The following is a 6,040-nucleotide window of genomic DNA, read 5'->3' on the forward strand; positions in this document are numbered from 1 at the left end:
GGTGTCGGGTCCCTCGTAGAATCGGGGCATGACCACGGCAGCATCCCCACCAGACGGGTCGATCGACCCGGACGTGCCGAACGCCGTCGACACCGACGACGCCGCCCTCAGCTGGGGTGACGCCGACGACGCCACCCACGTCGACGCGGCGCACAACCCGGTGGCGGTGCGCGAGCGCGGCGAGCGGGACCCCGAGGCGCCCGAGACCTCCGGCGCGCTCGTCGGGTTCGGCGTCTTCGGGGGCCTCTACCTCCTCTACACGGTGGCCTGGCTCCTCACCGCGTCGACCGCGTACGTCTCCGGCGTCGACACGGTCCTCACGCTCTTCGTCGAGGTGCTCCGCTTCCTCGCGATCCTCGCGCCGGCACTCTGGTTCACGGTGGTGCTCTGGGCGGCGCGAAGCAGCCGCACGCGAACCCGCCTGCTCTGGATGCTCCTCGGCGCCGTCGTGCTCTTCCCCTGGCCGTTCCTCCTGACGCGGAGCTTCGGGTGACCGGGGCAGTGCCGGCGACGACCCGCCGGAACAGCGCCCCCGTGGTCGCGAAGATCGTGGTCTGGGTCGTGTTCGCGGCGCTGTTCGCGTACATGACGGTGCAGGCCGTCGGCAACCTGACGCAGATCAACCAGCGGGTGGACGCCTTCAACGCGTTCCTCCAGACGACCTCGGGCGGCGACTCGCTGCAGACCAGCACCCCGTGGCTGTGGCTCGTGCTCGACATCCTCATCGCGCCGGTCGCGTTCGTCGCGGCGATCGTCATCACCCGGCGTTCGAGCCTGCCCGTCACGATCGCGGTGTTCGTGGTCGCCTTCGCGGGCGCCGGCGCCCTCTGGCTCGACCTCCAGCTGTTCGTCCCGACGCTGCTGGACTTCTGACGCGACCCGTCGACGGCCAGGAGGCACGGTGCGGCCCCGCCCCGCGCCTCCTGCCCTCGTGTGGTTCTCCACAGGACCGCTCCCGCGGTCGTAACCACCGGCCCGCGTCGATAGCATGGTGGGATACCAACCGTCTCGAGTGAGGAAACAGCTGCTGTGTCGAAGCCGGTCGTCCTGATCGCCGAAGAACTCTCGCCCGCAACGGTCGACGCCCTCGGGCCCGACTTCGAGATCCGGAACGTGGACGGCACCGACCGTCCGGCGCTCCTGGCGGCGCTGTCCGACGCGCACGCCGTCCTCGTGCGGTCCGCCACCAAGATCGACGCCGAGGCGATCGCCGCGGCACCGGTCCTCAAGGTCGTCGCCCGTGCCGGCGTCGGCCTCGACAACGTCGACATCAAGGCCGCGACGACCGCCGGCGTGATGGTGGTGAACGCCCCGACCTCGAACATCATCTCGGCGGCGGAGCTCACGGTGGGGCACATCCTGTCGCTCGCACGGCACATCCCGGCCGCCCACGCCTCGCTGGCCGCCGGTGCGTGGAAGCGCTCGTCGTACACCGGTGTCGAGCTCTACGAGAAGACCGTCGGCATCATCGGCCTCGGCCGCATCGGCGCGCTCATCACCCAGCGGCTGCAGGCCTTCGGCGTGACGGTCATCGCGTACGACCCGTACGTCACCACGGCACGTGCGCAGCAGCTCGGGGTCGAGCTCGTCTCCCTCGAGGACCTGCTGCGTCGGGCGGACTTCACCACGATCCACATGCCGAGGACACCGGAGACCCTCGGCATGATCTCGGACGCCCAGTTCGCCCTGATGAAGCCGACCGCGTTCGTCGTGAACGTGGCCCGCGGTGGCCTGATCGACGAGGACGCCCTGCACCGGGCCCTCACGTCGAACACCATCGCCGGCGCCGGCCTCGACGTCTTCGTCGCCGAGCCCCCGAAGGACTCGCCGCTCCTGGCACTCCCGAACGTCGTCGTGACGCCGCACCTCGGCGCCTCCACCGACGAAGCGCAAGAGAAGGCAGGCGTCTCGGTCGCCAAGTCGGTCCGTCTCGCCCTCGGCGGCGAGCTCGTGCCCGACGCGGTCAACGTCGCGGGCGGGGTCATCGACCCGTACGTGCGCCCCGGCATCCCGCTCGTCGAGAAGCTCGGCCAGGTCTTCACCGCCCTCGCGACCTCGCCGGTCACGAGCATCGACGTCGAGGTGCACGGCGAGCTCGCCGAGTACGACGTCAGCGTGCTGAAGCTCGCGGCGCTCAAGGGCGTCTTCACCGACGTCGTGAGCGACCAGGTCTCCTACGTCAACGCCCCGCTCATCGCCGAGCAGCGCGGGGTCACCGTCCGCCTCATCACCGAGACCGACAGCCCCGAGTACCGCAACGTGCTGACGATCCGCGGTGCCCAGTCCGACGGCCCGGCGATCAGCGTCTCCGGCACGCTCACCGGCCCGAAGCAGGTCGAGAAGCTCGTCGAGATCAACGGGCACGACGTCGAGGTGCCGCTCGACCGGCACCACGTCGTCATGGAGTACACCGACCGTCCGGGCATCGTCGCGGTCTACGGCAAGGAGTTCGGCCAGGCCGGCATCAACATCGCCGCGATGCAGATCTCGCGCGAAGCCGCCGGTGGCCAGGCACTGAGCGTCCTGACGGTCGACTCGCCCGTGCCGGCCGAGATCCTCGAGCACGTCCGCTCGGCGATCGACGCGTCCTCGCTCCGCGAGATCGACATCACGCTCTAGGGGAGTGGCGGACATGAGCAGCGCGCAGACGATCCGACTCGCGGTCATCCGTGGTGACGGCATCGGCCAGGAGGTCGTCGACGAGGCCCTGAAGGTCCTGCACGCGGTCCTGCCGGACGACCTCGTGGTGCAGGAGACCCCGTTCTCCCTCGGCGCCGCACGCTACCTGGAGACCGGCGACATCCTGACCGACGACGACATGGCAGCGATCGCGCAGCACGACGCGATCCTGCTCGGAGCGGTCGGCGGTGACCCGCGTGACCCGCGGCTCGCCGGCGGCATCATCGAGCGCGGGCTGCTCCTCAAGCTCCGCTTCGCGTTCGACCACTACGTGAACCTCCGGCCGACGACGGTACACCCGGCCGTCCCGACGCCGCTCGCCGACCCCGGCGAGGTCGACTTCGTGGTCGTCCGCGAAGGCACCGAGGGGCCCTACGTCGGCAACGGCGGCGCCATCCGGACCGGTACCCCGCACGAGATCGCGACCGAGGTCTCGTTGAACACCGCCTTCGGTGTCGAACGGGTCGTGCGGTACGCCTTCGCGCTGGCCGACCGACGCCCGCGTCGCCACCTGACCCTCGTGCACAAGAGCAACGTCCTGGTGCACGCCGGAGCCCTCTGGCAGCGCACCGTCGCGGCCGTCGGCGCCGAGTACCCGGACGTCACGGTCGACTACCAGCACGTGGACGCGGTCACCATCCACATGGTCCGCGACCCCGCACGGTTCGACGTCATCGTCACCGACAACCTGTTCGGCGACATCATCACCGACCTGGCCGGCGCGATCAGCGGCGGCATCGGTCTGGCGGCCTCGGGCAACATCAACCCGGACGGCACCTTCCCCAGCATGTTCGAGCCGGTCCACGGTTCCGCGCCGGACATCGCAGGTCAGCAGCTGGCCGACCCCACCGCCGCGATCCGTTCCGTCGCCCTGTTGCTCGACCACCTCGGTCGCGGTGACCTGGCGGCCGCGGTGACGGCTGCGGTGGAGTCCGACCTCGCCGACCGGGGCACCACGCCGCGTCGCACGGCCGAGATCGGCGACGCGATCGCCGCCGCGGCCACGGCACGCACCACCACCGCCTGAGAAGGAGTCCTCCCCATGAGCACCGACACCGCCTTCGGACTCGAGTTCGCCAGCACCCCGTCCGCCGACCGCCGCGCGGCTGCCGAGCGTGAGCAGATCCTCGCCGACCCGGGCTTCGGCAAGCACTTCACCGACCACATGGCGACGGTCGAGTGGACGCTCGAAGACGGCTGGCACAGTGCGTCGATCCACCCGTACGGGCCGCTGTCCCTCGATCCGAGCGCGAGCGTCCTGCACTACGCCCAGGAGATCTTCGAGGGGCTCAAGGCCTACCGGCACGCGGACGGCTCGGTGTGGTCGTTCCGGCCGGACGCCAACGCCCGACGCTTCCAGCGGTCCGCCCGACGCCTGGCGCTTCCGGAGCTCCCGGTCGAGGCGTTCGTCGAGTCGATCCGGCAGCTCGTGCAGACCGACGTCGACTGGGTGCCCTCGGCGCCCGAGACCAGCCTGTACCTGCGCCCGTTCATGATCGCCACGGAATCGTTCCTCGGGGTCCGCGCGGCACAGGCCGTCGCGTACCACTGCATCGCGAGTCCGGCCGGTGCGTACTTCACCTCGGGCCCGAAGCCGGTGTCGATCTGGCTGTCGACGCAGTACGCGCGCGCCGGCAAGGGCGGGACCGGTGCGGCGAAGACCGGCGGCAACTACGCCTCGTCGCTGCTGCCCCAGCAAGAGGCCTACGAGCACGGCTGCCAGCAGGTGATGTTCCTCGACTCGGTGGAGGGCAAGTACCTCGAAGAGCTCGGCGGGATGAACGTCGTCCTGGTCAAGTCCGACGGCACCCTCGTCACGCCCGACTCCGACTCGATCCTCGAAGGGATCACGCGGGACTCGATCCTGCAGTTGGCCGAGGACCGCGGCCTGACCGTCGAGAAGCGCCGCGTGACCCTCGACGAGTGGCGTGACGGCGTCGCCGACGGCTCGATCACCGAGGCGTTCGCGTGCGGGACCGCCGCTGTCGTGACCCCGATCGCCGAACTCCGGGGTGACGGCTTCACGATCGGTTCGCCGACCGTCGGGGCGGGGGAACTCACGATGTCCCTGCGCGACGAACTCACCGACATCCAGTACGGCCGTCGTCCCGACCCGCACGGGTGGATGACCAAGCTGACCGACGCGTCCTGATCGACCGGCGGGCGTGGGTAGGGTCGAACGGTGAAGATCGCACGGTTCAGCAGCAAGGGTGAAGACCCCCGGTACGGCATCCTCGACGAGCGCGCTCTGGTGGTGCTCGCGGGAGACCCGATGTACCAGGGGTTCGAGACCACGGGGGAGCGCGTGGCACTGGCCGACGCCAAGCTCCTCGCACCCGTCATCCCGCGGTCGAAGGTCATCGGCGTCGGGCTCAACTACTCGGAGCACGCCTCCGAGATGGACGAGCGTGCTGGCGACGACCCGGTGGTGTTCCTCAAGCCGAACACCTCGGTGATCGGTCCGGACGAGCCCATCCGCCTCCCCGCCGACATCGGACGCGTCGACCACGAGGGCGAACTCGCCATCGTGATCGGCTCACTCGCGAAGAACGTCCGACGTGAAGACTTCGCGAGCGTCATCCTTGGCTACACGATCGCCAACGACGTGACCGCCCGTGACCTGCAGGCGCGCGACGGTCAGTGGACCCGGGCGAAGGGCTTCGACACGTTCTGCCCGCTCGGCCCCGTGATCGAGACCGAGATCGACCCGTCGGACATCCGCATCGAGACCCGCGTCGACGGTGACCTTCGACAGGCGGCCTCGACGAACGAGATGGTGCACGACATCCCGTCGCTCGTCGAGTTCGTGTCCTCCATCTGGACCCTCCTGCCCGGTGACGTCATCCTGACCGGGACTCCGGCCGGTGTCGGGCAGATCCGCGACGGCGAGATCGTCGAGGTCACCATCTCCGGCATCGGTTCGCTCAAGAACCCGGTCATCGCGCGGCACTGACAGCGCTCCCGAACGGCCCGTTCCCCCAGGTGGGGAGCGGGCCGTTCGTCGTTGCCGGGGAGTACCCAACCCCGGCGCAGAGGGCGACACGCCCGGGATGTGGGCCGGCTTGGCGCTGCCGTTCACCTCTGCGTAAAGTAATCACTCGTTGCCGCTGAGGCGGAGAACGGAACGGCCGAGACGATCACCGGGTTGAACACCTGGAGATGCAGTCCGGACGGGGTCCCGCTCAGGCAACCAACTCCTCGGAAACACGACCTCTGGTTGTGCGCCCAGGGAGTTGTACAAGACGAATGCCTCTCTGGCGGAACCTTTCGTGGGTCGAGCGGGGAGTGCGTCTGGTCCTTGAGAACTCAACAGCGTGCACATTGTCAATGCCAATTTATTGATTGACCTCGTGCCTGGTCG

The 6,040-nt window shown here is 69.4% G+C and carries 6 protein-coding genes; all 6 read left to right on the forward strand.

The window, feature by feature from the left end; translation table 11 throughout:
- The first annotated feature begins 28 nt into the window (after positions 1-28).
- A complete protein-coding gene (locus DEJ03_RS16050; RefSeq protein ID WP_111047588.1) occupies positions 29-493 on the forward strand; it encodes a hypothetical protein in 465 nt (154 codons plus the stop codon).
- Complete coding sequence (locus tag DEJ03_RS16055) at positions 490-873, forward strand: hypothetical protein (RefSeq protein ID WP_111055293.1); 384 nt, start codon at positions 490-492, stop codon at positions 871-873. The genes DEJ03_RS16050 and DEJ03_RS16055 overlap by 4 nt, the downstream gene beginning before the upstream one ends.
- Positions 874-1,029: 156 nt before the next feature.
- Positions 1,030-2,619, forward strand: a complete 1,590-nt coding sequence (gene serA / locus DEJ03_RS16060; protein ID WP_110865397.1) for a phosphoglycerate dehydrogenase — start codon at positions 1,030-1,032, stop codon at positions 2,617-2,619.
- A 13-nt stretch (positions 2,620-2,632) separates the two neighbouring features.
- Entirely contained in the window at positions 2,633-3,706 is a 1,074-nt protein-coding gene (locus DEJ03_RS16065; protein WP_110865398.1) for a 3-isopropylmalate dehydrogenase, read from the forward strand.
- Between the two features lie 15 nt (positions 3,707-3,721).
- A complete protein-coding gene (locus DEJ03_RS16070) occupies positions 3,722-4,831 on the forward strand; it encodes a branched-chain amino acid aminotransferase (protein WP_110865399.1) in 1,110 nt (369 codons plus the stop codon).
- 30 nt (positions 4,832-4,861) lie between these two features.
- Positions 4,862-5,632, forward strand: coding sequence for a fumarylacetoacetate hydrolase family protein (locus tag DEJ03_RS16075; protein ID WP_027466538.1), 771 nt, complete (start codon positions 4,862-4,864; stop codon positions 5,630-5,632).
- Positions 5,633-6,040 lie beyond the last annotated feature (408 nt).

Source organism: Curtobacterium sp. MCLR17_043 (genome assembly GCF_003224215.1).
GTDB lineage: Bacteria > Actinomycetota > Actinomycetes > Actinomycetales > Microbacteriaceae > Curtobacterium > Curtobacterium flaccumfaciens.